This is a genomic window from Gordonia sihwensis, assembly GCF_029632925.1.
GTDB classification, from domain to species: domain Bacteria; phylum Actinomycetota; class Actinomycetes; order Mycobacteriales; family Mycobacteriaceae; genus Gordonia; species Gordonia sihwensis.
Genome location: NZ_CP121248.1, coordinates 1643120 through 1668985, shown reverse-complemented (window position 1 = coordinate 1668985; position 25866 = coordinate 1643120). Strand labels below are relative to the sequence as shown.

At 68.5% G+C, this 25866-nt stretch carries 26 protein-coding genes; 8 read left to right on the top strand and 18 right to left on the bottom strand.

Features of this window, described 5'->3' with window-relative positions; translation table 11 throughout:
* Positions 1–78 precede the first annotated feature (78 nt).
* The gene (locus tag P5P27_RS08070) at positions 79–1458 is read left to right on the top strand and encodes a DUF349 domain-containing protein (RefSeq protein ID WP_006896269.1); all 1380 of its coding nucleotides are present in this window, start codon (positions 79–81) and stop codon (positions 1456–1458) included.
* Positions 1459–1518: 60 nt separating this feature from the next.
* On the opposite strand, the gene P5P27_RS08065 is transcribed toward P5P27_RS08070, so the two are convergent.
* On the bottom strand, positions 1519–2226 hold the full coding sequence (locus P5P27_RS08065; RefSeq protein WP_222111119.1) for an Rv2732c family membrane protein: 708 nt from the start codon (positions 2224–2226) through the stop codon (positions 1519–1521).
* Positions 2223–3788 carry a tRNA (N6-isopentenyl adenosine(37)-C2)-methylthiotransferase MiaB gene (gene miaB / locus P5P27_RS08060; protein WP_045540079.1) on the bottom strand — a complete coding sequence of 522 codons (1566 nt, stop codon included), beginning with the start codon at positions 3786–3788 and terminating at the stop codon, positions 2223–2225. Before miaB ends, P5P27_RS08065 begins: the two co-directional genes overlap by 4 nt.
* 163 nt (positions 3789–3951) lie before the next feature.
* Between miaB and P5P27_RS08055 the strand changes: the two genes are divergently transcribed.
* The 4 genes from P5P27_RS08055 to P5P27_RS08040 are packed head-to-tail and all read left to right on the top strand — an operon-like array spanning position 3952 to position 7281.
* Entirely contained in the window at positions 3952–4680 is a 729-nt protein-coding gene (locus P5P27_RS08055) for an amino acid ABC transporter ATP-binding protein (RefSeq protein WP_045540090.1), read from the top strand.
* 1 nt (position 4681) lies between these two features.
* Complete coding sequence (locus tag P5P27_RS08050) at positions 4682–5701, top strand: glutamate ABC transporter substrate-binding protein (protein ID WP_278127193.1); 1020 nt, start codon at positions 4682–4684, stop codon at positions 5699–5701.
* The gene (locus tag P5P27_RS08045) at positions 5702–6385 is read left to right on the top strand and encodes an amino acid ABC transporter permease (RefSeq protein WP_045540084.1); all 684 of its coding nucleotides are present in this window, start codon (positions 5702–5704) and stop codon (positions 6383–6385) included. It begins immediately after the preceding gene.
* The gene (locus P5P27_RS08040) at positions 6382–7281 is read left to right on the top strand and encodes an amino acid ABC transporter permease (RefSeq protein WP_006896263.1); all 900 of its coding nucleotides are present in this window, start codon (positions 6382–6384) and stop codon (positions 7279–7281) included. Before P5P27_RS08045 ends, P5P27_RS08040 begins: the two co-directional genes overlap by 4 nt.
* Positions 7282–7290: 9 nt before the next feature.
* Here the strand turns inward: P5P27_RS08040 and P5P27_RS08035 are convergent, their stop codons facing one another.
* The 7 genes from P5P27_RS08035 to pgsA all read right to left on the bottom strand — a co-directional run bounded on the left by P5P27_RS08035 (position 7291) and on the right by pgsA (position 12524).
* A complete protein-coding gene (locus P5P27_RS08035) occupies positions 7291–7800 on the bottom strand; it encodes a regulatory protein RecX (protein WP_006896262.1) in 510 nt (169 codons plus the stop codon).
* 7 nt (positions 7801–7807) lie between these two features.
* The gene (gene recA, locus P5P27_RS08030) at positions 7808–8851 is read right to left on the bottom strand and encodes a recombinase RecA (RefSeq protein ID WP_006896261.1); all 1044 of its coding nucleotides are present in this window, start codon (positions 8849–8851) and stop codon (positions 7808–7810) included.
* Between the two features lie 213 nt (positions 8852–9064).
* Complete coding sequence (locus P5P27_RS08025) at positions 9065–9259, bottom strand: DUF3046 domain-containing protein (protein ID WP_006896260.1); 195 nt, start codon at positions 9257–9259, stop codon at positions 9065–9067.
* 58 nt (positions 9260–9317) lie between these two features.
* Positions 9318–10496, bottom strand: a complete 1179-nt coding sequence (locus P5P27_RS08020; RefSeq protein WP_278127189.1) for a glycosyltransferase — start codon at positions 10494–10496, stop codon at positions 9318–9320.
* Between the two features lie 50 nt (positions 10497–10546).
* A complete protein-coding gene (locus P5P27_RS08015; RefSeq protein ID WP_278127187.1) occupies positions 10547–11371 on the bottom strand; it encodes a PspA/IM30 family protein in 825 nt (274 codons plus the stop codon).
* Between the two features lie 48 nt (positions 11372–11419).
* The gene (locus P5P27_RS08010; RefSeq protein WP_006896257.1) at positions 11420–11755 is read right to left on the bottom strand and encodes a helix-turn-helix domain-containing protein; all 336 of its coding nucleotides are present in this window, start codon (positions 11753–11755) and stop codon (positions 11420–11422) included.
* Positions 11756–11930: 175 nt separating this feature from the next.
* Positions 11931–12524 (bottom strand): CDP-diacylglycerol--glycerol-3-phosphate 3-phosphatidyltransferase, encoded by a 594-nt coding sequence (gene pgsA, locus P5P27_RS08005; protein ID WP_006896256.1) that lies wholly within the window; start codon positions 12522–12524, stop codon positions 11931–11933.
* Between the two features lie 74 nt (positions 12525–12598).
* Between pgsA and P5P27_RS08000 the strand changes: the two genes are divergently transcribed.
* On the top strand, positions 12599–13132 hold the full coding sequence (locus tag P5P27_RS08000; protein ID WP_045540257.1) for an amino-acid N-acetyltransferase: 534 nt from the start codon (positions 12599–12601) through the stop codon (positions 13130–13132).
* 22 nt (positions 13133–13154) lie between these two features.
* Complete coding sequence (locus tag P5P27_RS07995; protein WP_045540259.1) at positions 13155–13436, top strand: YciI family protein; 282 nt, start codon at positions 13155–13157, stop codon at positions 13434–13436.
* Here the strand turns inward: P5P27_RS07995 and P5P27_RS07990 are convergent.
* From P5P27_RS07990 to thyX, 6 genes are all read right to left on the bottom strand, one after another.
* Positions 13430–14437: a TerC family protein gene (locus P5P27_RS07990; RefSeq protein WP_278127183.1), complete on the bottom strand. Its 1008-nt coding sequence runs from the start codon at positions 14435–14437 to the stop codon at positions 13430–13432. The two genes, P5P27_RS07995 and P5P27_RS07990, sit on opposite strands and share 7 nt — an antisense overlap.
* Before the next feature lie 171 nt (positions 14438–14608).
* The gene (locus P5P27_RS07985; protein WP_411815882.1) at positions 14609–17284 is read right to left on the bottom strand and encodes an FtsK/SpoIIIE family DNA translocase; all 2676 of its coding nucleotides are present in this window, start codon (positions 17282–17284) and stop codon (positions 14609–14611) included.
* A 342-nt stretch (positions 17285–17626) separates the two neighbouring features.
* Complete coding sequence (locus tag P5P27_RS07980; RefSeq protein ID WP_006896250.1) at positions 17627–18259, bottom strand: TIGR03085 family metal-binding protein; 633 nt, start codon at positions 18257–18259, stop codon at positions 17627–17629.
* Positions 18256–20157 carry a ribonuclease J gene (locus P5P27_RS07975; RefSeq protein ID WP_006896249.1) on the bottom strand — a complete coding sequence of 634 codons (1902 nt, stop codon included), beginning with the start codon at positions 20155–20157 and terminating at the stop codon, positions 18256–18258. Before P5P27_RS07975 ends, P5P27_RS07980 begins: the two co-directional genes overlap by 4 nt.
* Entirely contained in the window at positions 20157–21062 is a 906-nt protein-coding gene (gene dapA, locus P5P27_RS07970; RefSeq protein WP_006896248.1) for a 4-hydroxy-tetrahydrodipicolinate synthase, read from the bottom strand. The genes P5P27_RS07975 and dapA overlap by 1 nt, the downstream gene beginning before the upstream one ends.
* 38 nt (positions 21063–21100) lie before the next feature.
* Entirely contained in the window at positions 21101–21850 is a 750-nt protein-coding gene (thyX, locus tag P5P27_RS07965; RefSeq protein WP_006896247.1) for an FAD-dependent thymidylate synthase, read from the bottom strand.
* Between the two features lie 133 nt (positions 21851–21983).
* Here thyX and P5P27_RS07960 point away from each other — a divergent pair, with 133 nt between their 5' ends.
* Positions 21984–22829, top strand: coding sequence for a tyrosine-protein phosphatase (locus P5P27_RS07960; protein WP_278127179.1), 846 nt, complete (start codon positions 21984–21986; stop codon positions 22827–22829).
* A 24-nt stretch (positions 22830–22853) separates the two neighbouring features.
* On the opposite strand, the gene P5P27_RS07955 is transcribed toward P5P27_RS07960, so the two are convergent.
* The 3 genes from P5P27_RS07955 to P5P27_RS07945 all read right to left on the bottom strand — a co-directional run bounded on the left by P5P27_RS07955 (position 22854) and on the right by P5P27_RS07945 (position 25856).
* Positions 22854–23618 (bottom strand): HAD-IIB family hydrolase, encoded by a 765-nt coding sequence (locus P5P27_RS07955; RefSeq protein ID WP_045540388.1) that lies wholly within the window; start codon positions 23616–23618, stop codon positions 22854–22856.
* 67 nt (positions 23619–23685) lie between these two features.
* Entirely contained in the window at positions 23686–24633 is a 948-nt protein-coding gene (locus tag P5P27_RS07950; RefSeq protein WP_278127176.1) for a beta/alpha barrel domain-containing protein, read from the bottom strand.
* Positions 24630–25856: a CaiB/BaiF CoA transferase family protein gene (locus P5P27_RS07945; RefSeq protein ID WP_006896243.1), complete on the bottom strand. Its 1227-nt coding sequence runs from the start codon at positions 25854–25856 to the stop codon at positions 24630–24632. The genes P5P27_RS07950 and P5P27_RS07945 overlap by 4 nt, the downstream gene beginning before the upstream one ends.
* Positions 25857–25866 lie beyond the last annotated feature (10 nt).

Below are 25866 nucleotides of genomic sequence, written 5' to 3'. Positions count from 1 at the left end.
TGAATGAACCACGTGAATGAACCACGCAGTGATCTGGCAGCCGTGACGCGCGGCGAAGACGATTCAAGAGGTACACGCATGATCAACTCGCCCGACTCGAGCAACCCGGCCTCGAACGGCCCGTCGGCCCCCAAGCCCGGCCCGAAGCCGGGACCGAAGCCTGGCCCTCGGCCGCGTCCGGTCCCCCGGCCCGCAGTCGGCGGCCCGACCCCGGCGGTACCGGTCCATCCGGTGCCGGTGGGTGATCCGAACGAGTTCGGCCGGATCGATTCGAGCGGTGCGGTGTGGCTCAAGACTGCGAGCGGCGAGCGCCAGATCGGCTCGTGGCAGGCCGGGACCGTCGAAGAGGGCCTCGCGCACTTCTCCCGGAAGTTCGCCGACCTGGCCACTGAAGTGGAGATCCTCGAGGAGCGTCTCACCGCCCGTTCCGGCGACCCCAGGAAGACTCAGGCGTCGGCGGCGCATCTGCTCGCCGAACTCCCCGACGCACAGGTCATCGGTGACGTCGACAGCCTGGCGGCCCGTCTGGAGGTGATCGTCTCCGGCGCCGACGATGTGGCGCAGGAGGTCAAGGACCTGCGCGAGTCGGCCCGTGTCTCGGCGATCGAACGCAAGGAGGCGCTGGCGGCCGAAGCCGAGCACATCGGGAGCGAGAGCACCTCGTGGAAGGCGGGCGGCGACCGGCTCCGGGCGATCCTGGACGAGTGGAAGACGATCAAGGGCATCGACCGCAAGACCGACGATGCGCTGTGGCGGCGTTACTCGAAAGCGCGGGACGCGTTCAACCGGCGTCGCGGTGCGCACTTCGCCGAACTCGACCGCGAACGGGCGGGAGCCAAGGCGCGCAAGGAGGAACTGATCGCCGAAGCCGAGGCGCTGTCGGACTCCACCGACTGGGGCCCCACGGCGGCCAAGTTCCGCGAACTCCTGGCCGAATGGAAGGCCGCCGGTCGCGCACCGCGCGACACCGACGAGGCGCTCTGGCTCCGGTTCAAGGCCGCACAGGATGTCTTCTTCCAGGCCCGCAACGCGGTGAACTCCGAGCGTGACGCCGAGTTCGCGGAGAACGCGAAGGCCAAGACCGCACTGCTCGACGAGGCCGAGGCGAAGATCGATCCGGCGGCCGATCTGGAGACCGCGCGGCGCGAGTTCCGTACCTTCCGCGAGAAGTGGGACGAGATCGGCAAGGTCCCGCGCGAACAGATGCACAGACTCGAGAGCCGTGCGCGGGCGCTCGAGAAGCGGCTGCGCGACGCCGAGGACGCCGACTGGGCACGCACCGACCCGGAGGCGCAGGCGCGCGCCGCGCAGTTCACCGAGCGCGCCGACAAGCTCGACGAGCAGGCCGAGAAGGCCGCCGCCGCGGGACGCGACCGTGAGGCCGCGGAGCTGCGGCAACAGGCCGCGCAGTGGCGCGAGTGGGCCAGCGCGGCCCACTCGGCGCTCACCGATCGCTGACGCCCACCAGGTCCCGACGGCCCGGGCGCGGTGCGTTCGCACCGAGCCCGGGCCCGGAACTCAGTCGTCCGACGCGGTCCCCTCAGGAGTCTGGTCGCCCCGAGTCTGGTCGCCCTGCGTGTGGGCATTCTCCGCCGAGTCCGCTTCCGCAGAATCCGCTTCGTCGGCTCTCGCGGCCTTCGCGCTGGGCGCCACCGGTCGCTGGAGCGACAGTCCGAAGGCTTCGCGGTTGGCGGCCTCGGCGCGACGTTCCTGCTCCAGCGCGAGGTGGTAGGAGTTGCGATTCCACACCACTCGGGCCCAGTGGAACACCAGAACGATCGCGACGGCCCAACCCAGCAGCAGACCCGCGCCGGCACCCGACGGCGACGCCGTCTCGTCGACTCCGACGGTGTTCCGGGTCCAGATCGCGAGCATGCCCGCCACCGCGTCGACCGCGGTTCCGGCCAGCGCGATCCAGGCGAGCACCCAGCGACGGGTGATCAACGCGAGCGTCGAGAAGCCGATGCCGAAGATCGCCAGCATGTAGACGAAGATCTCCGACGGCAGCTTGATGTGCTCGGCGGTGGCCTTGTCGGTCATCATCAGCACGTCGAGACCCGTGGCGTCGCCGGCATGCGGCAGAACCAGCGAGACCATTGCGAGCAGCACGCATACGGCGACCACCACGGCCCGGGCACCGGGGTCGATCTCCCCCGCGACCTTCTTCTCGGTCTTTCGGAGCTCGCGCTCGTATCGAGTGAAAGTATCCAGATCGTTCTTACTCATGAACAGCCTCCAGTTCCGCATGCGCTCGTCGGCTCAGGAACGGACTGCACTCCGATCGACGGCATCCCGAGCCCGACGCCGACGGGTGGTGTGGTGGGCAGGGTGCCCGCCTCGTGCGCATCGCCGGCGCGGGTACGACGGTGCGAGAGCACCCCGGCGTCGGCGATCAGATGATGGGGGGCGGCGTCGGTGATCACGGTGGTCACGACATCACCCGGACGGATGCCGCCGGTCCGACCGTCCGCATCGCCGGTCGATAGGAAGTGCACCAGACGTCCGTCGCGGGCGCGTCCGGTCATCCGCCCGGTCGAGGAGCTCTTGCGTCCCTCGTCGGCGACGACGAGCAGTTCCGCCTCGGTCCCGACCAGCGCCGTGTTGCCCTCCAGACAGATCCGCTCCTGGAGCGCGATCAGCCGCTGGTACCGCTCGGTCACCACCTCCGGCGGAACCTGATCGGGCATGGTGGCGGCCGGGGTGCCCGGTCGCGGCGAGTACTGGAAGGTGAACGCGCTCGAGAAGCGCGCCCGCTCCACCACGTCGAGCGTCTCCGCGAAGTCAGCTTCGGTCTCGCCGGGGAAACCGACGATGATGTCGGTGGTGATGGCGGCGTGCGGCATCGCGTCGCGGACGCGGTCCAGGATGCCGAGGAACTTGGTTCTGCGGTAGCTGCGTCGCATGGCCTTGAGGACTCGGTCCGAGCCGGACTGCAGCGGCATGTGCAGCTGCGGGCAGATGTTGGGGGTCTCGGCCATCGCCGCGATGACGTCGTCGGTGAACTCCGCCGGATGCGGCGAGGTGAAGCGCACCCGCTCCAGTCCCTCGATGCCGCCGCACGCGCGCAACAGATCGGCGAACGCCCCGCGGTTGCGCGGGATGTCCGGATCCGCGAACGACATCCCGTAGGCGTTGACGTTCTGGCCCAGCAGGGTCACTTCGAGCACGCCCTGGTCCACCAGTGCCTGCACCTCGGCGAGAACGTCGCCCGGACGCCGGTCCACCTCCTTGCCGCGCAGCGACGGCACGATGCAGAAGGTGCACGTGTTGTTGCAGCCGACCGAGACCGACACCCAACCCGAATACGCCGAATCACGGCGCGCGGGCAGGGTGGACGGGAATCGTTCGAGCGAATCCAGGATCTCGACCTGCGCCTCGTCGTTGTGGCGGGCCCGTTCGAGCAGCACCGGCAGCGAGCCGATGTTGTGGGTTCCGAAAACGACGTCCACCCAGGGTGCGCGGCTGCGGACGGTGTCCTTGTCCTTCTGCGCCAGACACCCGCCGACGGCGATCTGCATCCCGGGTCGCCGCGCCTTCACCGGCGCCAAATGCGACAGATTGCCGTAGAGCTTGTTGTCCGCGTTCTCACGCACCGCACAGGTGTTGAAGACCACCAGATCGGCGTCGTCGCCGTCGTCGGCGGCCACATAGCCCGCGTCTTCGAGGAGGCCCGCGATCCGTTCGGAGTCGTGCACGTTCATCTGACATCCGTAGGTACGGACCGAATAGGAGCGCGGCGCCGTCGCCGCATCCTCGGTCGTCGTCTCTCCCAGGGCCTCAACACTCACATCTCAAGGTTACGTGGCGGGGCAAATCCGTCCGCGTCACACGTACCGCATCGCCGGCATGTCCGGTTCCGCGCGGCGACACGCGGGAACATGCGAAAGAACCCGTGCGGCGACGCGCGTCACAACTAGTTTGTTAGTCATGCCCGACACGAACGTCACACCGATGATCTCGATGAAGAACGTGCAGAAGCACTTCGGCGACCTCCATGTGCTCCGCGACATCGACCTGGAAGTGCCCCGCGGTCAGGTGGTGGTCGTCCTCGGCCCCTCCGGCTCGGGCAAGTCCACCCTCTGCCGGACCATCAATCGACTCGAGCCGATCGACAGCGGCGAGATCCGGGTGGAGGGCGAACTGCTGCCCGCGGAGGGCCGCGACCTGGCCCGGCTCCGCGCCGACGTGGGCATGGTCTTTCAGTCGTTCAACCTCTTCTCGCACAAGACGATCCTCGACAACGTGACGCTCGGACCGATCAAGGTGCGCAAGGCCTCGAAGGCGGATGCCCGCAAACGTGCGGAGGAACTGCTCGACCGCGTCGGCATCGCCGCTCAGAAGGACAAGTACCCGGCTCAGCTCTCGGGCGGTCAACAGCAGCGCGTCGCCATCGCCCGCTCGTTGGCGATGGATCCGAAGGTGATCCTGTTCGACGAGCCGACCTCGGCCCTGGACCCGGAGATGGTCAGCGAGGTCCTCGACGTGATGGTCGCCCTCGCCAAGGAGGGCATGACGATGGTGGTCGTGACGCACGAGATGGGCTTTGCCCGCAAGGCCGCCGACCGCGTGATCTTCATGGCCGACGGTCAGATCGTCGAGGACACCGATCCCGAGACGTTTTTCACCGCGCCGAAGTCCGACCGTGCGAAGGACTTCCTGTCGAAGATCCTGGGAGGCTGACATGGCGACCACTTCCCGCAGACGCCCGTCACGCCGACGCCGCGCACTGCCGGCGCTGATCCTCGCGATCGCCCTGGCACTGCCCGCCGTGGCCGCGTGCGGCAGCACCGAACCGCGCGACCTCGTCGAGTCGATCAAGTCCGGCAAGGTCGTCCTGGGCACCAAGTACGACCAGCCCGGGCTCGGTGTGCAGCAGCCGGACGGTTCGGTGGTCGGTTTCGATCCGTCGGTCTCCGAGTACGTCGTCGACCACATCGCCGACCGGCTCGGCGTACCGCATCCGGAGATCACCTGGCGCGAGACACCCTCCGCTCAGCGCGAGACCCTCATCGGCAACGGTGAGGTCGACATGATCGCCGCGACGTACTCGATCAACGAGGCGCGCGCGAAGAAGGTGGCCTTCGCGGGCCCCTACCTCGTGACCTACCAGGGGCTCCTGGTCCGCAAGAATGACTCGTCCCTGAACTCGCTGATGGACCTCAACAACGGCAAGAAACTGTGCTCGGTGAGCGGTTCGACACCGGCGCAGAACGTGAAGGCTCAGCTGCCGGGCGTCCAGCTCCAGGAGTACGACTCCTACTCCTCGTGCGTGGAGGCGCTGCGCCGTGACAAGGTCGACGCGCTCACCACCGACGAGACGATTCTGGCCGGGTACGCCAACCGCTACCCCGGCGAGTTCAAGCTCGTGTCGATGACCTATCCCAAGGACGCCTGCGTCGGCGGGAAGCTGAAGAAGAAGGGCCAGCCGTTCTCGACCGAGCGCTACGGCATCGGCATGGCGAAGAACTATCCCGACTCGGTCGCGAAGGTCAACGAGGCGCTCGAAGCGATGCTCGCCCCGCTGCCCGGCTCCGACCAGTCCGTCTGGAGCCGGGATCTCCGCGACGCGCTCGGCAACGAGACGATCGATTCGTGGATCGCCCGCGCCGACGCGCCGGGATCGCAGTACAAGCTCTTCCCGGACGTCGGGAATCTCGACTTCCTCACCTCCCCGTCGACGCCCTGCGAAGGAGATGCGTAGATGTCCGACCTATGGCAGAGCATGGGTCCGCAGATCTGGCCCGCGTTCTGGATCACCATCAAACTCACTGTCTATTCGGCGATCGGCGCACTGATCTGGGGTGTCCTGCTGGCCGCCATGAAGGTCTCGCCGGTTCCGGTGATGCGCGGCTTCGCGACCGTGTACGTGAACGTCGTGCGCAACACCCCGCTCACCCTGATCGTGCTCTTCTGCTCCATCGGCCTGTATCAGAACCTCGGTCTCACGCTGGCGACGGAGAGCTCGAAATTCATCGCCACCAACAACTTCCGGCTCGCGGTGCTCGCGTTCGTCCTGTACACGGCGACGTTCGTCTGTGAGACCCTCCGCGCCGGGTTCAACACCATTCCGCTCGGACAGGCCGAAGCCGCTCGATCGCTCGGGCTCACCTTCACCCAGGTCTTCGGACTGATCATCCTGCCGCAGGCGCTGCGCACCGTCATCGCGCCGCTCGGATCGGTGCTGATCGCGCTCACCAAGAACACCACGATCGCCTCGGTGATCGGCGTCGCGGAGGCCTCACTGCTCATGAAGTCCGAACTCGAGACCCACGGCGACCAGATCCTGCTGATCTTCGCCATCATCGCCATCGGATTCATGATCATCACCCTCGCGGAGGGTGCGGTCTTCGGATGGGCCGCCAAGCGATGGGCGGTCAAGCGATGAGCGATCAGTCGACCGTCCTCTACGACGCGCCCGGGCCGCACGCCCGGCGCCGCAACCTGATCACCGCGGTCGTCTTCGTCGTGATCCTGATCGCGATCGCCGCGTACATCATCAAAGTGCTGGCCGACAACGGCCAGTTCGAATCGGACATGTGGCGACCGTTCACCGTCGCCGGGACCTGGACCACCTGGCTGCTGCCGGGTCTGTGGGGAACGATCAAGGCGGCGTTCGCCTCGATCATCCTGGCGCTGGTGGTCGGTACGCTGCTCGGCATCGGACGATTGTCGGACCACCGGGCGGTGCGTGCCGTCTGCGGTCTGATCGTCGAGGTCTTCCGTGCGATCCCGGTCCTGATCCTGATGTTCTTCGCGTACTACCTGTTCGCCAAGTACGCGGTCGTGCCGTCGTCACAGCTCTCGTTCGCCGCCGTGGTCTTCGGTCTCACCCTGTACAACGGCTCGGTGATCGCGGAGATCCTGCGGGCGGGAATCCAGTCGGTTCCCAAAGGACAGTCCGAAGCCGCCCTGTCGATCGGCATGCGCAAGTCGCAGATGATGCGGATGATCCTGCTGCCGCAGGCGGTGACCGCGATGCTGCCCGCGTTGATCTCGCAGATGGTGATCGCGCTGAAGGACAGCGCTCTGGGCTACGCCTTCGGATACATCGAGGTGGTGCGGTCGGGCATCGTCTCGGCGTCGTACTGGGGCAACTACCTGCCGTCACTGCTCGTGGTGGCGGTGATCATGATCGCGATCAACTTCTGTCTGACGGGCCTGGCGAACTACCTCGAACGCCGTCTGCGCAGCGGCCGGCGCCGGACCGCGGCTCCCGATCCGGATGTCGCCGATCTGGAAGCGATGGAGAACATCCCCGGCTTCACCGGTATCGGCCGGTGAAGCCGGGAGTCAGGCGGAGTGTCGAGCGCGGTCGAGGACTTCCTTGACCACCGATCCGACCATCTCCGGCGGATAGCCGCGGCGACCCAGGGCCCCTGCGAGCCGCCGATACGCCTTGGCCCGGATCTCGCGGTCACCGAGTTGTTCGCCGGAGACGTTCAGCTTCTTCTCCGCGAGCCGGACGGCGATCTCCCGCTCGTCCTCGGGATCGATCTGGTCCAGTGCCTGCGCCGCGGTCTCATCGTCGATCCCCTTGGTCCGCAGTTCGCGTTTGAGAGCCAGCCGCCCGCGACCGGAGTGCGCATGCCGCGATCGAACCCATTCGGCGGCGAAGTCGGCGTCGTCGAGCAGCTTCCACTCGTCGAGCCGGCGCAAAGTCTGCTCCACCTCGTCCGGGGTGAAGCCGCGTGCGTTCAGACGGTCACGCATCTCCGCCCGGCTCCGGGCCCGGGTCCCCAGGAGCCGCAGCGCAGCATCCCAGGGCGACGGGCCGGACCGGGCCGCCGTATCGTCGGACATAGGTGGATCAGAAGTCGACGGGCTCGGGGGCGATCTCGTCGGCGTCCGCGGCGGGACGACCGATGCCGAGCTTGTCCTTGATCTTGCTCTCGATCTCGTTCGCGACATCGGGATTGGCGATGAGGAACTTACGGGCGTTCTCCTTGCCCTGCCCCAGCTGATCGCCCTCGTAGGTGAACCACGAACCCGACTTGCGGATGAAGCCCTCGGCCACGCCGAGATCGATCAGCGAACCCTCGCGGCTGATGCCGTGCCCGTACAGGATGTCGAACTCCGCCTGCTTGAACGGCGGCGCCACCTTGTTCTTGACGACCTTGACGCGCGTCCGGTTGCCGACCGCGTCCGTGCCGTCCTTGAGCGTCTCGATCCGCCGGACGTCCAGTCGCACAGACGAGTAGAACTTGAGGGCCTTGCCGCCGGTCGTGGTCTCCGGCGAACCGAACATCACACCGATCTTCTCGCGCAACTGGTTGATGAAGATCGCGGTGGTGTTGGAGTTGTTGAGACCGGAGGTCATCTTGCGCAGGGCCTGGCTCATGAGCCGTGCCTGCAGTCCGACGTGGCTGTCGCCCATCTCGCCCTCGATCTCCGCCTTGGGCACGAGCGCCGCCACCGAGTCGATCACCAGGATGTCGAGCGCACCCGAGCGGATGAGCATATCCGCGATCTCCAGTGCCTGTTCTCCGGTGTCCGGCTGCGAGACCAGCAGCGCGTCGATGTCGACACCCAGCTTCGCCGCATACTCGGGATCGAGTGCATGTTCGGCGTCGATGAACGCGGCGATGCCGCCTGCGGCCTGAGCGTTCGCGACGGCGTGCAGGGCGACGGTGGTCTTACCCGAGGACTCCGGGCCGTAGACCTCCACGATCCGGCCGCGCGGGAGGCCGCCGATGCCGAGTGCGATGTCGAGGGCCACCGAGCCGGTCGGGATGACCTCCATCGGCGGGCGGGCGTCCTCACCCAGACGCATCACCGAGCCCTTGCCGAAATTCTTGTCGATCTGAGCCAGCGCCAGATCCAGTGCCTTCTGCCGATCAGTCACGGGTGCCATCGGTCTCTCCTCCGGGTGCTCTGCTGTATTGGAACGTTGCTGTGGATACGAACGTCTTCCGCTTTCGTGACCACACGGTAGGAGACGGGTGTGACATTTCCGCCCGGGCCCGTTCGTACGGTCATTAAATTGGACGCACCAGAGCGCGCTCCGGTTCCATTACAGGATAGCGAACAGATGTTCGACGGCAATCCGACACGCCGGATCCGGCGATCACCAGCGTTCCGGCGGTACGTCGAATTCGCGGCAGAGTGCCCGCCACACCAGCTTCGGATCCACTCCCTGCTCGATGGCCTCCCGGCCCGTGCGGCCGCCCAGTTCCATCAGCACCAGATCGGTCAGCAGACCGTCGGCCCGCTTTCTGCCGAACTCTGCCTCGGTGAGTTCGGCGAACTCCGTCAGACGCATGGTTCCATTCTCCACGATCGCCGGACCGCCGCCACCGACGGTCCGGACGTGCAGGTGTTCACCTCGGCCCGGTCCATCGCCGATACGCGGCGTGCGCGACCCGCACCGGATCGACGACGCCCGAGACGGTGGCGGCGACCCGCCGGGCGGCGTCGGCGTGACGCCGATCGTCCAGCACTCCGGCGATCGCCTCCGCCAGTGCGGCGGTGGTGGCCGGGCGCACCAGCCGTCCGCAGCCGATCCGCGCGACCCGGTTGGCGAGCTCCCACTGATCACCGCCGCCGGGCACGGTAACCACGGGCACTCCCGCGAGCAGCGACTTCGCGAGCAGGCCGTGACCGCCTCCACAGATCACCAGGTCGGCGTCCGGGAGGAGTTCGTCCTGACGGCCCGTCGCCGCGACCAGCCGGTCGGGCAGCACCTCGGCATGCGGTGGCTGCAGGGCGGAGTACACCACCCGCAGCGGTCGCGTGGACTGCAGGTCGGCGAGCGCGGCCAGTGCCGCGGCGCCGAGATCGCCCGCCCCCGTGGCCGCTGTGGACGGCGCGACCACCACGAGCGGGCCGTCGCCCTCGGGCCGAACGAAACAGTCGTCGGTCGGTTCGAACAGCAACGGTCCGATCAGGTGGGTGCGCTCAGGCCAGTCCGGGCGCGGAACCTCCAGTCCCGGCAGGGTCGCGACGAATCGTGCGAGGGGCGTCGACTCATCCGGGAGGCCGATGCTCCGTCGGGCGCCGCGGCGCTGTCGACGGCCCTTGGCCACAGCGGGTGCGGCGCTCGCACGCAGGAGCGCGTCGCGCAGCCGCCCGCCGATTCCCTCGCCGGCGGCCAGTCCCGCGCCGATCGGCGGCAGGCCGGCCGACTGCTCGTAGAGCGGATGCGGCGAGAGCTCGATCCAGGGCAGACCGACCAGCTCGGCCGCCCAGGCCCCGGCCACCGTGATGACGTCGCTGACGACGAGGTCGAATCCGCCGGTCGCCAGTTCCGGAGCCAGGGCCGTCGCCATCCGCGCGGCCCGTACGCTCAGTTTGGCTCCGGCATCGTCATCGTCCTCATCGGGCAGAGCCGCCAGTCCCGGCAGCGGACGCACCTCGAGGCCCCGGCGCGCTGCCGCCGCGGTCCACCGCTCACCGGTGTAGACGACCACGCGGTCGCCTGCCGTACGCAGCGATGTGGCCAGGCCCAGCGCCGGAAATGCGTGTCCGGCGTCGGACCCGGCCACGATCGCGATGCGCAACGGGCCCGTCTCGGACCCGTCGTCACGGCTGCCGGAGCTGTCGAGGGTGCTCAGCTCTGTTCCGGGGTCTGCGGGGCGGGCGCAGCGCCGTCCTGCTCCACCTGGCCCGCCGGGGCGCCCTGTGCGCCGGCGGTCTGCCCCGGCGCGAGCGATCCACCGTTCATGCTGGCCCGGATCTGCTCGAGCCGGGCGTGGCCGGCGAGCTGGACGCCCGCGGCCTCCACCTCCTGCATGCGTCCGGCGACGGTGCCCTTGGCGAGCTCGGCCGACCCCAGGGCATTGGCGTAGCGACGCTCGATCTTGTCGCGCACCTGCTCGAGGTTCGGCGTGTTGCCGGGAGCCGAGAGCTCGCTCATCTGGTTCAGCGAAGCACTGACCTGCTCCTGCATCTTCGCCTGTTCGAGCTGGCTCAGGAGCTTGGAGCGTTCGGCGAGCTTCTGCTGCAGAGCCATGGCGTTGCGCTCGACGGCCTGCTTGGCCTGCGCTGCGGCCTGCAGGGACTGATCGTGCAGCACCTTGAGGTCTTCGACGTTCTGCTCTGCCGTCACCAGCTGCGCCGCGAAGGCCTCGGCGGCGTTGGTGTACTCGCCCGCCTTCGCACTGTCACCGGCGGCCGCGGCCTGGTCGGCGAGCGTGAGCGCCTGGCGCGCATTGCCCTGCAGCTTCTCGATCTCCTCGAGCTGGCGGTTGAGCCGCATCTCGAGCTGCCGCTGGTTGCCGATGACCGCCGCTGCCTGCTGGGAGAGCGCCTGGTGCTGCCGCTGCGCGTCCTCGATCGCCTGCTGGATCTGCACCTTCGGATCGGCGTGCTCGTCGATCTTAGAATTGCCCAGCGCCATCATGTAGTTCCAGAACTTCACAAACGGATTGGCCATCGGTCTTCCAAACTCCTCGTTGCGCGGGTCGCGTCGTCGTTCGATCGATCACGCGGCGGCAAGTGCCGCGGGCACACCCGCGTCGTCCACCGAATCTTCCTGGGGGGCAATGACTTCGACAAGGCTATCGGACGCTCCGACGGGCCGGCCCGCCGGCTGCATCAGGCCCGCGACCTGGAAGAGCACCTCGCCGATCGGCACGTCGAGCGCCTCGCAGATCGACGCCAGCAGCTCGCTGGAGGCCTCCTTCTGCCCGCGTTCGACCTCGGAGAGGTAACCGAGCGACACCCTCGCGTCGGTCGAGACTTCACGCAATGTGCGTCCCTGACCGTTCCGAACACGGCGCAGCTCATCGCCGATCGCCTCACGCAAGAGCAGAGTCACGCGCGGACCTCCTCACGATTCTCCAGGAGCCCGGGGGTCGGGCCGTCGATTCCATCAATAGCCTGTGCCGTCGACCCTAGCCGAATTCCCGACCGGCCGCCGCCGACATACCGCACGCCGCGGCGCTCCCGCGCACGCCCGGCACACTCGGATCTCAACGCCGTGGGCCCCTGGCCTATTCCGCGCCGCGCCGCAGCACGACGGCCCGCCAGACGTAGTCGAGTCCGGTGACCACCGTCGCGACCAGCGCGGCTGCCATGATCGCCCACGCGGCGGTGTGCCACGCTCCCGAGAGCGGCAGCACGAACAGTCCGATCGCCACCGACTGAAGCAGGGTCTTGAGCTTGCCGCCCCGGCTGGCCGGGATCACTCCGTGGCGCAGCACCCAGAAGCGCAGCAGCGTCACTCCGATCTCCCGCGCCAGAATCACGCCGGTGACCCACCAGGGCAACTCCGCCAGGATCGACAGGCCGATCAGCGCCGCGCCGATGAGCGCCTTGTCCGCGATCGGATCGGCCATCTTCCCGAAGTCGGTCACCAGGTTCATGCCGCGCGCCAGGCGGCCGTCGAGCTGGTCGGTGAACGCGGCGACCGCGAAGACCACGAAGGCCGCGATCCGCCAGCTCACCGATTCCCCGTCGTCGACGAAGAGCAGGACCACGAACACCGGGACCAGGACGATGCGGAACACCGTGAGTGCGTTGGCGATGTTCACCACGGGCACCGGGGCCGCATCCTCGCCGAACACACGGCGTACAGGCTCAGTCACGTGATCAAGCCTAACGTCACGCTTTTCTCAGACTCCCGAAGGGCGCGCTCGGACCTGCGGCTACTCTCGATGGCATGCTGAGCGAACAACCCGATTCCCGCACCGGCGAGCCCTCATCGGTCCTCGTCCGCCGTGCCCGGACATCGGATGTTCCCCGCATCAAGGAACTGATCGACATCTACGCCGGCAAGATCCTGCTCGACAAGAACCTGGTCACCCTCTACGAGTCGGTCCAGGAGTTCTGGGTCGCCGAAGACGGCGGAGAGGTGGTCGGTTGCGGCGCCCTGCACGTGATGTGGTCGGACCTCGGCGAGGTCCGCACCGTCGCCGTCGACACCGCGCACGCCGGTCGCGGCATCGGGCACAAGATCGTCGACCGGTTGATGGATGTGGCCCGCGAACTCGAATTGGAGCGGGTCTTCGTCCTCACCTTCGAGACGCAGTTCTTCTCGCGGCACGGCTTCGTGGAGATCGACGGCACCCCGGTCTCCCGCGAGGTCTTCGAGGAGATGTGCCGGTCGTACGACACAGGTGTCGCCGAGTTCCTCGATCTCAGCTTCGTCAAACCCAACACCCTCGGAAACACCCGGATGCTCGCGCATCTGTGACCGCCACGGAAGGACATCGGACATGGCCGGCTTCTTCGCCGTCGAATACACCTACGCCCCGGAGGCCGCGGCGGTGCGGGACCGGTTCCGCCCCGAACACCGGACCTGGCTGGGTGCACAGCACGAGGCCGGCCGTCTCCAGTTCGTTGGTCCGTACTCCGACGGCAGCGGCGCGCTCCTGATGATCACGGCCGACGACGCCGACGCCGCGCGCGACCTGCTTGCGCAGGACCCGTTCGCGCGCGAGTCGGCCGTCGCCGCCGTCTCCGTCAAAGAGCTGACGCAGGTCTTCGGCCCCTACTGACGCGAGGGTCCGACGTCGGCCGCGTCGCGACTGCGCTTGCGGCTGACCACCAGGCTGGCCACCGTGGTCACCAGCAGGGTGCCGCCGATGATGCCCAGCGACAGAGGAGTGCCGATCTCCGGCACCGGAACGGACTCGCCGCCGTTGATGAACGGCAGCGTGTTCTCGTGGAGCGCGTGCAGGACCAGCTTCACGCCGATGAAGGCCAGGATCAGCGACAGACCGTACGAGAGGTAGATCAGCCTGTCGAGCATGCCCCCGAGCAGGAAGTAGAGCTGCCGCAGACCCATCAGCGCGAAGGCGTTGGCGGTGAACACCAGGTACGGCTCCTGGGTGAGTCCGTAGATCGCCGGAATGGAGTCGAGGGCGAACAGCACGTCGGTGAAACCGATGATGATCAGCACCACCAGCAGCGGTGTGATGTAGCGCTTGCCGTCGATCTTGGTGGTGAGACGGTCACCGTCGTAGACGTCGGTGGCGCGGAACCACTTCTTGACGAACCGTTCGAGCCGGCTCTCGCGCTCGCGTTCGTGCACGGCGGGCTCGTCGCTCTCCTTGAGCAGCTTCACCGCCGTCACGAGCAGGATGAGCCCGAACAGATAGAACACCCAGCTGTAGGCGTTGATGGCGGCGGCGCCGACTGCGATGAAGGCGCCGCGCATGACGAGCGCCATCACGATGCCGAGGAGCAGCACCTTCTGCTGGTAGACGCGCGGCACGGCGAACGACGTCATGATGACCACGAACACGAACAGGTTGTCGACCGAGAGCGCCTTCTCGGTGACGTAACCGGCGAAGTACTCGCCGCCGTAGGTTCCGCCCCATTTCCACCAGACGAATCCGCCGAACAGGACGGCGATGCCGATGTAGACCGCCGACCAGAATCCGGACTCGCGGAGCGTGGGCTCATGCGGGGTACGGACGTGGGCGAAGAAGTCGAAGACGAACAGGCCCAGGATCACCGCCCCGGTGACCAACCAGGTCACGACAGTGACATTCATGTATTCCTCCAACACGTAGCACGAAGCGACGATGCTGGAGGTCTCTCCCACCGGCGGCGCCGGCGGCGGCCCCGGGAGCGGTGCACGGCATCCGATCCGCGGATGCCGCACCACCGTTCCGTACTGACGGGAACGCCTGCGAAGCGGGGATACTCCCCTCCAAGATCTCCGTCAGTTTAACGGATCGGCGTCCTCGCCGCCTCCCCCGGTGATCGAGGCGATGACACCGGCGAGGTCCTCGGGCTTGACCAGGACCTCGCGGGCCTTCGATCCCTCGCTGGGGCCGACGATGCCGCGCGTCTCCATCAGGTCCATCAACCGGCCTGCCTTGGCGAATCCGACGCGCAGCTTCCGCTGGAGCATCGACGTCGAACCGAACTGGCTCGACACCACGAGCTCGATGGCCTGCAGCAGATCGTCGAGATCGTTGCCGATGTCGGCGTCGATGTCCTTCTTCTCGCCGGCCTTGGCCGTCGTGACGCCTTCGGTGTAGTCCGGTTCGGACTGCTCGCGGGTGAACTCGACGACGGCCGAGATCTCCTCGTCGGTGATGAACGCGCCCTGCATGCGGATCGGCTTGTTCGCACCCATCGGGAGGAACAGACCGTCGCCCATGCCGATCAGCTTCTCCGCCCCCGGTTGGTCGAGGATCACCCGGGAATCGGTCAGCGAACTGGTGGCGAAGGCCAGTCGGCTCGGGACGTTCGTCTTGATCAGGCCGGTGACCACGTCCACCGACGGTCGCTGCGTGGCGAGGACCAGGTGGATGCCCGCGGCACGCGCCTTCTGCGTGATGCGGACGATCGCCTCCTCCACGTCACGCGGCGCCGTCATCATCAGATCGGCGAGCTCGTCGACGATCGCGACGATGTACGGGTACGGCTTGTACACCCGCTCCGATCCGAGCGGAGTGGTGATCTCACCCGATCGGACCTTGGCGTTGAAGTCATTGATGTGCCGCACCCGGGACGCCTTCATGTCCTGGTAGCGCTGCTCCATCTCCTCCACCAGCCAGGCGAGCGCGGCCGCCGCCTTCTTCGGCTCGGTGATGATCGGTGTGATCAGATGCGGAATGCCCTCGTACGGCGTGAGTTCCACCATCTTCGGATCGATGAGGATCATCCGCACCTCTTCGGGTGTGGCGCGGGTCAGCAGCGACACGAGCATCGAGTTCACGAAGCTCGACTTGCCCGAACCGGTGGAACCCGCCACCAGCAGATGCGGCATCTTCGCGAGGTTGGCGCTCACGAAGTCGCCCTCGATGTCTTTGCCGAGACCGATGACGAGCGGATGATTCTCCTTGCGCGTCGTCGGCGCCGCGAGGACGTCCGAGAGGCGCACCATCTCACGGTCGGAGTTCGGCACCTCGATGCCGACCGCCGACTTGCCCGGGATCGGCGCCAGCAGACGCACGTTGTCGGTGGCGACGGCGTAGGCGATATTGCGCTGCAACTGGGTGATCTTCTCGACCTTGACGGCCGGACCCAGCTCCACCTCGTACCGCGTCACCGTCGGACCCCGGGTGTATCCGGTGACCGCGGCGTCGACCTTGAACTGCTCGAGCACACTGTTGATGCGGTCGATCATCTCGTCGTTGGCAGAGGTCCCCAGCTTGGCGGGCTCGCCCTGCACCAGCAGGTCGGCCGGCGGCAGGAGATATCCCGATTCGGGGTCCTGATCGAGGAACGAACCGCCCGACGGCGCTGCGGGAGGAGCGGTCGTGACCGGCTTGCGAGCGGCCGCCGGTGCGGGAGCGGGCGCCGGCCGGCGGCGCGGGCGCGCCGCGGGAGTCGGCTCGTCCGACTCGTGGTCGTCGGCCTCGAAGGCATCGCTGTCGAGAGCACCGGAGTCGAGAGCGCCGCCGTCCAGACCGTCGTCGCCGAGGACATCGCTGAGGTCGCCCAGCGGCGCGGTCGGATTGTCGTCGACGGGAACGTCGAAGGAAGGCTCCCCCGCCCCGGGCCGGCGTGCGGACGCCGGCAGCGGCGCGTCGATCAACGGCTCGGTCAGCAGATCGGCCATGTGCGAGTCGCGGTCCTGCCCGGCGGTCCTGCGCCTGCGCGGCGACGCACCGCCGGAGCGGGGACGGCGCCGCGTATCGGGCGGGTAGTTCCGGTACGGGTCGCCGTAGTCGATCGCCGCGTCCGGATCGGCACGGCGCTCGTCCGCCGCATCCGGCTTCGGCTCGTCGCCGTAGTCGTCCGGTCCGTACTCGTCGTACTCGTCGTCGGGCCCGTAGTCGTCGGGCCCGTAGTCGTCGTACTCGTAGTCGTACTCCGCCCCCAGGCCCAGGTAGTCCGACGTGGCGGCGACCACCTCGCCCAGTGTCCGTCCGCTGAGGGCGAGCACGCCGAAGGCGGCCAGAAGCAGGAACAGGGGGACGGTGACCCAGACCGTGACCGCGTTCGTCAGCGGCGAACCCAGTACGTAGCCGACGAAGCCCGCCGATCGGGCGCGAGCGTCGTAGCCGGTCGGTGCGCCGTGCATCAGGTGGGTGAGGGCGAGCACCGGAACGGCGATCAGCAACGTCCCGGCGACATTGCGCAGACGACGCTCCGGGTTGGCCGGAAACCTCATCACCAGCACCGCGACGGCGACCAGGAACACGGGGACGCCGTAGGCGAGCGCGCCGAAACCGGCCCGGACGAGCGTGTCGACGAATGCCCCGACCGGCCCCAGTGCGGTGAACCAGACGCCGAGCGCGACCAGCGCTGCGGCGAGTGTGAGAGCCAGACCCGCGCTGTCGCGTCCCTGCGACGGCGCCTCGTCCCGGTGAGCACCGATGCGTGCGACGCCGCCCAGACCGCGTGCGGCGAGGTTCCAGGTCGCCGCTGCGGCCCGGCCCATCCCCCGCGCCACCGACGACCGTTCCGCCGGCCGGCGCTTGAGATCCTGCGAGTGCGCCGGGCGGCGCGCGGTTCCGGCCCGGTCTGCGGGCGGCTTGCGCGCACCGCCGCGGCCGCCCTGTCCGGACTTGGGCCGTGCCGTCGCCGTGGCCCGAGTCCCCCCACGTGAGGCGCCGCTGCGCGACCGGCCGCCGGCCGACGACTTCGGCTTCCCCGAAGTCTCGGATGAGCGGCTGCGCGTTGATGCATTGGAAGCCATGGCCTCCAGCCTAATGCCCGCCAATCACATCAGTCACACTGGCAACACCGCAGAGATCACGGTCGTGTCGATTTCGTGACCGGTTCACAACGTCCGGTGGGCACTGCGCAGGCTCGCTATCGCTGCCGGAGAACCGGAGAACTCCACGTCGACCGGTGCACGGCCGAACGCGAAGAGCAGCAGTTCCCCGACCGAGCCGGACACTCCCACCGGCTGGCCGCGGCCCACGCTCATCACCTCCCGACCGTCCCCGGTGCGCAGGGTGGCCCGCACGGGAGAGCCCGCCATGATCCGGCGTCCCACCGTCCGCAGCGGAAGCTCTAGAGCCCGCTCGAGATCCGGCGACACCTGCCGCGGCAGGAACGGACCGGCCGGATCGGCGCCCCCGCGCAGCACGTCCTCGTGATGAACGAACATCTCGGCGAGGTTGAGGAAGCGGTCGGCCACCCGGAACGGCGAGTACCAGGGCGGCCCGTCGGACAACATGGCCAGCAGCTCGTCCCAGGGCTTGTCGGCGTAGCTGTCGGCGACGGCAGCGGTGTGTCCGGCCAGCGGGCCGATGAAGATGCCCGCTGTCGCATCGAGCCTGCGTTCCCGCAGGATCAGGTGGATCGCGAGATCACGGTTGTCCCAGCCCGCACACAGCGTGGGGGCGTCGGGCCCCGTCCGGCGCATCGTCTCGACGAGCGCCGCCCGCTCGGATCGGGCGAGATTCACCGCCGCTCCCCCACCGCGATGACGGTCGGGACGATCATCGGCCGGCGCCGGTACTTCTCAGCCACCCATCGACCCACCGCGCGCCGCACGCCCTGAGCGATCCGGTGGGTGTCGGTGACCCCTTCGTTGGCCAGTTCGACGAGCGCCTTGTTCACCAGTTCGGCGGCGTCGTTCAGGGCGCCGGGATCGTCGGAGAAGCCGCGGCCGGACACCGTCGGCTTGCTCACCGCGGCACCCGTCGACGCGTCCACCGCCACCGAGATGGAGATGAAGCCGCCTTCGCCGAGCACGAGGCGGTCCGAGAGCGTCGATTCCCCGACGTCGCCGACCGAGAGTCCGTCGACGTAGACGTATCCGACCGGCACGCGGCCGGTGATCCTGGCGCGTCCGTCCACCAGGTCGACGACCACTCCGTCCTCGGCGAGGACGATCCGGTCGGCGGGAACCCCTGTGGCCTCGGCGAGCGCGGCATTGGCGCGCAGGTGGCGCCATTCACCGTGCACGGGCATGGCATTCGACGGGCGCACCGCGTTGTAGAGGTACAGCAACTCGCCCGCGGAGGCATGGCCGGAGACGTGGACCTTGGCGCTGGCCTGGGTCACCACGGTGGCGCCGCGCTTGGCGAGACCGTTCACCACGGCGAACACGGAGTTCTCGTTGCCCGGGATCAGCGACGACGCGAGGACCACGAGGTCGTCGGCGCGGATGTTGATCTGGCGGTGCTCACCGCGGGCCATGCGCGAGAGGGCCGAGAGCGGCTCTCCCTGCGAGCCGGTGGAGATGAGCACCAGCCGGTGGTCGGGCAGGGTGGCCGCGGTGTCCATGTCCACCACCACGCCGTCCGGCACGGTGAGGTAACCGAGGTCTTGCGCGATCTGCATGTTCCGGACCATCGACCGGCCGACGAAGGTCACGCGCCGACCGTGCCGGTGTGCCACGTCGACGATCTGCTGGATCCGGTGGACGTGGCTCGCGAACGAGGCGACGATCACGCGCTGGCGGGCCTTGCCGATGACGGTGTCGAGGACGCCGCCGATCTCACGCTCGGGGGTGACGAAACCGGGGACCTCGGCGTTGGTCGAGTCCACCAGGAACAGGTCGACGCCCTCGTCGCCGAGTCTGCTGAAGCCGGCCAGGTCGGTGAGACGGTTGTCCAGCGGCAGCTGATCGAGCTTGATGTCGCCCGTGTGCAGGACCAGACCGGCCGGCGTACGGATCGCGACGGCGAGCGCGTCGGGGATCGAGTGGTTCACCGCGAAGTACTCGCAGTCGAATCCGCCGTGCGAGAGGCGATCGCCCTCGGCCACCTGGACCAGCTTCGGCCGCAGGCGGTGTTCGCGGCACTTGGCCGCGACCAGTGCGAGCGTGAACCGGGAACCGACGATCGGGATGTCGCCGCGGAGCTTGAGCAGGAAGGGCACTGCGCCGATGTGGTCTTCGTGGCCGTGCGTCAGGACCACCGCTTCGATGTCCTCGACGCGGTCTTCGATGTAGCCGAAGTCGGGCAGGATCAGGTCGACGCCGGGCTGCTGGTCCTCGGGGAAGAGCACGCCGCAGTCCACGACGAGCAACTTGCCGTCGTACTCGAAGACGGTCATGTTGCGGCCGATCTCACCGATGCCGCCGAGCGCGACGACGCGGAGTCCGCCCTTGGGCAGCTTCGGCGGGGCGGGCAGCCGGTCGATGACGTCGCCCGTGACGCTCGATCCGGTGGCCGCGGCCACCTGCGGAGGCAGTTTCGCGGCACCTGAATCGGCCGCCCGCGCCTTGTTCGGGTGGTCGGCGGGCGGGCCCGCCTTGCGTGAGGCCCGCCGACGACCGCCGCCCTTGCGGCCGCCCCCGTCGGCGTTGCCGTTACCGCTGTTGTCGCCGGCGGTGTTGTTGCTGTTGTCGGCCATCAGGAGATCACCTCGGCTGCGCGCAGATCCGTGATGAGTGCTTCGATCTGGGCGGGTTCGGCCGCGACCTGCGGCAACCGCGGATCCCCCACTTCCAGACCGGTGATGCGCAGGGCCGTCTTGACCATGCACACTCCGCCGAGCCGACCCATCGCGTCGACCAGCGGTGCCATCGAGTCGGCGAGCCGGCGCGCCTGCGCGAGGTCGCCGGCGAGCACGGCGGCCCGCAGATCGCGGAGCCGGCCCGGCACGAGATGGCCGATGACGCTGACGAAACCGGTGGCGCCGATCGACAGCCACGGCAGGTTCAGTGCGTCCTCCCCGGACAGGTACTCCAGGTCGGTGGCCGCCAGGATCTTCGACGCCGCATGCAGATCGCCCTTGGCGTCTTTGACGGCTTTGATGTTGGGGTGCTCGGCGAGGCGCAGGATGGTCTCGGTCTCGATCGGGATCACCGACCGCGGCGGGATGTCGTACAGCATCACCGGCAGACTCGACGCGTCGGCGATGGTGCGGAAGTGTGCTAGGACACCCGACTGGGGCGGCTTGCTGTAATACGGGGTGACGATCAGCACGCCGTCCGCGCCGATCTCCTCCGCTTCGCGGACGCGCCGCGCCGACTCGGCGGTGTCGTAGCTGCCGGCCCCGTGGACGACCTTCGCGCGGTCGCCGACCGCGTCGAGCGCGACCCGCAGAAGGTCGTTCTTCTCCTGCACCGTGGTGGTCGGCGACTCACCGGTGGTGCCGTTCACGACGATGGCGTCACAGCCCCCGTCGACCAGGTGAGCGGCCAGCTCCGCGGCTTTGTCGAGATCGACCTTCCCCTCCCGAGTGAAGGGGGTCACCATTGCCACCGAAACCGTCCCGAACGGGTGTTCCGCAATTCCTGCGTCAGCCGAGTTCATGCCGCTCAGGCTACCGTCTGACGGGCCGATCGCCGCGCTCAGCCCTCGAATACGAAGGGCGAGGTCGCGACTTCGGTTCCGTCGGCGAGTTCGCCGATTTCGAAGTCCCCGAACGCCGTCGGTGCCACCTCGCGGAGCCGGCGCAGGCATTCCACGGCCAGCTGGCGGATCTCGACGTCCGCGTGCTCGGTCGCCCGCATTCCGATGAAGTGGCGCCAGGCCCGGTAGTTGCCGGTCACGACGATCCGCGTCTCCGTCGCATTCGGCAGCACCGAGCGGGCCGCCTGTCGGGCCTGCTTGTGCCGCAGGATCGCATTCGGGACGTCGGCGAACTTGGCCTCGAGCTCGGCCAGGAGGTCGGCATAGGCGCGCCGCGCCGCGTCGGTCGCTTCGACGAACAACTCCTCGAGGCGCTCGTCACCGCGGATCGCCGGCGGCGCGACCACGTTGGAATCGTGTTCGGGGACGAAGCGCTGCGAGAGCTGCGAGTAGGAGAAGTGGCGATGACGGATCAGCTCGTGCGTGCACGACCGGGAGATCCCGGTGATGTAGAAGGTGCACGTGGCGTGTTCGAACAACGACGTGTGGCCCACCTCCAGGACGTGGCGCAGATAGCCGGCGTTGGTGGCGGTGCGCGGATTCGGCTTGTGCCAGCTCTCGTAGCAGGCGCGACCGGCGAACTCGATGAGGGCCTCGCCACCGTCGGCGTCGGTATCCCAGTCCACCTCCGGCGGCATGAACTGCGTTGCCGCGACCAGCTGGACCTTCAGCGGCACTAATTCGGACACGTCGCAACTCCTCGGCACTGCAGCGGCTCATGACGGGCTCTGCGGGTCATGGCACCCGGACAGCCTCGAGCCTCGATTGTCTCGCATCCGGTTCGTCCTGCGGCATCCGGGCCGGTGGTGCATCATCGGTCCGGTGAGCTCTTCGATCCGCCGCCGTCGCCTCGCGGCCCTCGCCCTGTCCGCCGCCCTGTCCGCCACCGCCCTGTCCGTCACCGTGGTCGTTCCCACGGCCTCCTCTCCGGCCCTGGCCGCACCTGCCGCCGCATCACCGGTGGCCACGGCCGCCGTCACGAACTCGGCGATCACGCCCGGACGGGAGATCGGGCTGGAGGGGACGATCAACACCAGGACGCTCGAGGGCTATCGCGCCGCCGACGGTCGGCATGTCAACGGACTCGTGCTGCGGAGCGACAATCTCTCGCGGCTCACCGCATCCGACATCTCAGCGCTGCGCGCCCGCGGTCTGGCGACGGTGATCGATCTGCGGACCGGTATCGAGCGGGCAGTCCAACCCGACCGTCGCGTGCCCGGCACGCGCCAGGTGAGTGCGGACGTCCTCGGACAGGTGTCGCCGCTGAGTCTGATCGACGTCGCGTCGGCGTATCCGGAATTCGTCACCGACGCCAACGCGCGCGCTCAGCTCCGCACGGCCGTCCTCGAGATCGCGAAGACGGCGAAGACCGGCCGGACCACGCTTTTCCACTGTTCGGCGGGCAAGGACCGCACCGGCTGGGTGGCGGCCGTCCTGCTGACCGTCCTCGGTGTCGACCGCGCGACGATCGAGGCGGACTATCTCGCCTCCAACCACTATCGGCGTGCATCGGCCACCGACCCGATCAACGGCGTGGACATCTCGATGCTGAACTCGGCCTTCGCGGCCGCTGATCGCGTTTACGGCTCGATGGACGGCTACCTCCGCAAGGGGCTGCGCCTGACGGATGAGGACGTCGACTCGCTCCGGAGCAGCCTGCTGAGCTGAGGCCCCGGTGGCCGGCGCGGCGCGTCAGCCGCGGACGATGGCGCCCAGCTTCGCGTAGGTGTCCTGCCAGCCGTGGACGGCGACCGCGTCGATGCCGAGTTCAGCCACCGGACGGTCGTTGCCGCCCTCGTCGAGACGGTCGCCGAAGAACAGGATGTCGTCGGTGCCCAGGCCGAGGATCTCCATCAGACGGCGCGCCCCGTAGGCCTTGTCGATCCCCTTCGCCGTGATGTCGACCGACGTCGATCCGCCGCTGCGGACCTCGAGGTCGGGCAGCCGCTCGGCGGCGTACGCACGCAGCGACTCCTTCTTGCGCCCGTCCGGATCCCACGCCGCCTTCGCGTCGACCGGCGCGGACTGGCCGAGCGCGGAGAAGGTGACCTGACTGCCGCGGTCCTCCAGGATCGGGCCCCAGGTCTTCTCCTCCCAGAGCCCGAGCTCACGTGCGCCGGCCTCCACCACCCGCATGGCCTCGGCCTTCTGGTGGTCGGAGAGGTCCTCGGCGTACACCGTCTCCCAATCCCGGCCGGACCACCGGACGTAGCGGGTGCCGTTGGTGGGCATCAGGTGCAGGTTGCCGCGGTCCGCGAAGTCGCCGAGCCGGTCGAGCACCTGCGACTGGAACTGCCCGTACTGACCGCCGGAGATGATGCAGCCCATGCTTCCGGCGAGCAGTTCCCGGAACAGCCCGACCATCTCGTCGCTCATCGCGGTCTTCGACGGCGCCAGGGTGTCGTCGAGATCGAACATGACGAGTCGGTAGGTCTTGCCGTTGTGCGTGACGGACACGTGTCCACCCTTCCGTTAAGTGTGCGCGCAGAAGTGTAGCCGGGCGCCGGTCCCGGGCCGGTGCGGGTCAGTCCCCGGCGATGACCCAGTCGAAGGCCTGCGCCTTGGACCGCGCTCCCTGCGCGGCCTTCGACCGCGACTGTTCACCGAGTTCGGCGAGCAGCCGTTCCCCCGCACGGACGAGGTCCGCGAGCACGGCCGGCGTCAGGAATCCGGGGCGAGTGGCGAAGAGGAGGTCCTCACTCGCGGTGTTGCCGCTGGCGCCGGGAGCGAACGGGCAGCCGCCGAGTCCGCCGAGCGCACCGTCCACCAGTCGGGCGCCGCCGTCGGCGGCGGCCAGCGAGTTCGCGACGCCCATCCCCCAGGTGTCGTGTCCGTGGAAGACGAGCCTGCGTTCGCCCGCGCAGACGGTCGCGAACAGGTCGCGCACCTGATCGGGGTGGGCCTGGCCGAGCGTGTCGGCGAGCACCACGTCGTCGGCGTCCGCCGTGCGCGGGTCGGCGACGATGCCGCGGACACGATCCGGGTCCACCGGACCGTCGAACGGGCAGGTGAACGCGGTGGCCAGACAGAGTTGGATGCGGCCGCCCGCCTCCTTGGCCGCCGCGACGGCTCGCGGCATGGCGGCGACGCTGTCCTCGGCGGACCGGCCGATGTTCGCCTTGTTGTGCGCGTCCGACACCGACAGGCAGTACTGAAAGTTCCGGACGCCCGCCGCGGCGGCCTTCTCGACGTGTCTCGGGGTGGCGACCCACACCCAGCAGCGGTCGAGTTCGTCCGGCGTCAGTTGCGCGACGATGTCGAGGGTGCCCGCCATCGGCGGAACCAGATCGGGCCGCGCCATCGAACCGATCTCGAGTTCGGGCACACCCGCCGCCAACAGGGTGCGTGCCAGTGCCACGCGGACTTCGACGTCGAGCACCTTGCCGGTGAGCTGCAGTCCGTCACGCAGGGTCACGTCCCGGAGTGCGACCTGCGAATAGTCCGTGGCTCCGGAGGCCGACTGCGCGCTCATCGCCGTCCTCCCAGAAAACGCGCGCGGATCTCGTCGGTGTGCTCACCCAGGTCGGGGCCGACCGAGCGGATCGGCAGCGAGGTCTCGCCGAGTACCGGGACGATGCCCGGGAACGCGACCCGGCGCGGCTCGGGGCCGCCGGCGTCGACGTCGAACTCCTGAATCATGTTCCGCGCGCGGTACTGCTCGTCCGCGACGATGTCGGCGGCGGTGTAGATCGGACCCGCGGGGACGGCCGCGTCGTCGAGCACGGCGAGCACCTCGTCGCGCGACCTCGCGCCGGTCCACTCCCCGATCGCCGCGTCGATCTCGTCGCGCCGCCGCCACCGGCCGTCGTTGGTGGCCAGATCGGGGTCGTCGGCGAGATCGTCGCGGCCGATCGCCCTCATATAGCGGGGGAAGATCGCATCCGCGTTGCCCGAGATGACGACGGAACTGCCGTCCCGGCAGAGATAGCCGTTCGACGGTGCGATGCCCTCCATGCGTCCGCCGGTCCGTTCTCGCTTCACCCCGTACGCCCCGAGGTCGGGCACCAGCGACTCCATCATCGAGAAGATCGCCTCGTTCAGGGCGACGTCGACGATCCGATCGGCCAACGGCAGGCCGGGCTCACCGTCGCCGCCGCGGTTCTCGTCGCGCCTGCGCAGACGCTCGTAGAGCGCCATCACGGCGCCGAAGGCTCCGTAGAGTCCGGCGATCGAATCCCCTATCGAGACCCCGACGCGCACCGGCGGCCGGTCGGGGTCGCCGACCAGTTCGCGGAACCCGCCGTAGGCTTCGGCGACCGCCGCGAAGCCCGGCCTTTCCGAATAGGGGCCGGTCTGACCGAACGCGGAGATGCGGACGAAGATCAGGTCCGGGTTCGCCTCGCTGAGCGCCTCGGGGCCCAGCCCCCAGCGCTCCAGAGTTCCGGGACGGAAGTTCTCGAGAACCACGTCGCAGTGCGCGGCAAGGCTTTTGACGTCCTCGCGCCCCTGTTCGGTCTTGAGGTCGAGCACCACGGACTTCTTGTTCCGGTTGATCGTCCGGAACAGCATCGACGTCTCGCCGTCGTACAGCCGCCAGTTGCGGAGTTCGTCGCCGGTCTCACGTTCGATCTTGATGACCTCGGCGCCGAAGTCGGCCAGCATGCGCCCGGCGGTCGGCGCCGCGATGTAGTTGCCGAGCTCGAGCACCCGGACCCCGTCGAGCGGCAGCCTCCGCTGGTGTTGTGGAGAGTTCACGCCTGCCAGC

Coding starts and splice junctions, on each gene's coding strand:
- P5P27_RS08070 (WP_006896269.1), top strand. CDS start 79: ATGATCAACTCGCCCGACTCGAGCAACCCGGCCTCGAACGGCCCGTCG.
- P5P27_RS08065 (WP_222111119.1), bottom strand. CDS start 2,226: ATGAGTAAGAACGATCTGGATACTTTCACTCGATACGAGCGCGAGCTC.
- P5P27_RS08055 (WP_045540090.1), top strand. CDS start 3,952: ATGATCTCGATGAAGAACGTGCAGAAGCACTTCGGCGACCTCCATGTG.
- P5P27_RS08050 (WP_278127193.1), top strand. CDS start 4,682: ATGGCGACCACTTCCCGCAGACGCCCGTCACGCCGACGCCGCGCACTG.
- P5P27_RS08045 (WP_045540084.1), top strand. CDS start 5,702: ATGTCCGACCTATGGCAGAGCATGGGTCCGCAGATCTGGCCCGCGTTC.
- P5P27_RS08040 (WP_006896263.1), top strand. CDS start 6,382: ATGAGCGATCAGTCGACCGTCCTCTACGACGCGCCCGGGCCGCACGCC.
- P5P27_RS08035 (WP_006896262.1), bottom strand. CDS start 7,800: ATGTCCGACGATACGGCGGCCCGGTCCGGCCCGTCGCCCTGGGATGCT.
- recA (WP_006896261.1), bottom strand. CDS start 8,851: ATGGCACCCGTGACTGATCGGCAGAAGGCACTGGATCTGGCGCTGGCT.
- P5P27_RS08025 (WP_006896260.1), bottom strand. CDS start 9,259: ATGCGTCTGACGGAGTTCGCCGAACTCACCGAGGCAGAGTTCGGCAGA.
- P5P27_RS08015 (WP_278127187.1), bottom strand. CDS start 11,371: ATGGCCAATCCGTTTGTGAAGTTCTGGAACTACATGATGGCGCTGGGC.
- P5P27_RS08000 (WP_045540257.1), top strand. CDS start 12,599: ATGCTGAGCGAACAACCCGATTCCCGCACCGGCGAGCCCTCATCGGTC.
- P5P27_RS07995 (WP_045540259.1), top strand. CDS start 13,155: ATGGCCGGCTTCTTCGCCGTCGAATACACCTACGCCCCGGAGGCCGCG.
- P5P27_RS07990 (WP_278127183.1), bottom strand. CDS start 14,437: ATGAATGTCACTGTCGTGACCTGGTTGGTCACCGGGGCGGTGATCCTG.
- P5P27_RS07985 (WP_411815882.1), bottom strand. CDS start 17,284: ATGGGCCGGGCCGCAGCGGCGACCTGGAACCTCGCCGCACGCGGTCTG.
- P5P27_RS07975 (WP_006896249.1), bottom strand. CDS start 20,157: ATGGCCGACAACAGCAACAACACCGCCGGCGACAACAGCGGTAACGGC.
- dapA (WP_006896248.1), bottom strand. CDS start 21,062: ATGAACTCGGCTGACGCAGGAATTGCGGAACACCCGTTCGGGACGGTT.
- P5P27_RS07950 (WP_278127176.1), bottom strand. CDS start 24,633: ATGAGCGCGCAGTCGGCCTCCGGAGCCACGGACTATTCGCAGGTCGCA.